The sequence below is a fragment of the Psychrobacter sp. 1U2 genome (genome assembly GCF_051847575.1).
The window spans coordinates 1-746 of sequence record NZ_JBPYDC010000992.1; the positions used below are offsets into that span (position 1 = coordinate 1).

Sequence of the window (746 nt, forward strand, 5' to 3'; positions counted from 1 at the left end):
ATGACAGTAACTTGCCAGCGCGGTAGTCAAGGAACCAAGATGCAGCTCGCCGGTAGGTGAGGGGGCAAAACGCCCGATAGGATACGTTGACAGCGACGTCGGTTTAGACGTTGGTTTAAATAGTGTCATTGCATGGGTATTAGTAGTATGAATGGGTGTCAAAATAAGCCGCTATAATAATAAAAGAATAAGAATAGCGTAAAAGAAATACAGGGGAAAAGATATTTATTAAGTTAAGAGGTTTTGTTACTTAATTTTGAGCTTTAAGATGGGGTACAAAATACAATAAGCGACCAACTGTGTGGTCGCTTATTACATCAAATACTATTAGGTCGACCGATTTTAGATTAATTAAGTAAGTAAACTAATCAATGATATCAGTCTTACAAAGTAAGAACAGCGTATTAAGTATGGCCTTGGTTTTGACGCTCTTTCATCTCAGACAACGTTTTGCAGTCAATACATTGCGTTGCTGTTGGTCGAGCTTCTAAACGACGCAGACCAATCTCTACTCCGCAAGTTTCACAAAACCCATAGTCTTCGTTTTCGATCTCTGACATAGATTTGTCAATTTTGCGAATCAATTTGCGTTCACGATCACGCGTGCGTAATGCTAGTGCAAACTCTTCTTCTTGAGTAGCCCGATCATTGATATCTGGCATGGCACTAGACTCATCTTGAATATAGGTCTTTGTACGGTCAGCTTCGCCAATCAGTTGATTTTTCCAGTCCAATAAAATAGCTTT

At 39.7% G+C, this 746-nt stretch carries 2 protein-coding genes; both read right to left on the bottom strand.

The window, feature by feature from the left end; genetic code table 11:
• Positions 1-93: glutamate--tRNA ligase family protein (locus ACS8FD_RS19955; RefSeq protein ID WP_439277149.1), on the bottom strand; the 93-nt coding region annotated here is incomplete at its 3' end.
• Positions 94-404: 311 nt separating this feature from the next.
• On the bottom strand, positions 405-746 hold a 342-nt coding region (gene dksA, locus ACS8FD_RS19960; protein ID WP_439277148.1), incomplete at its 5' end, for an RNA polymerase-binding protein DksA.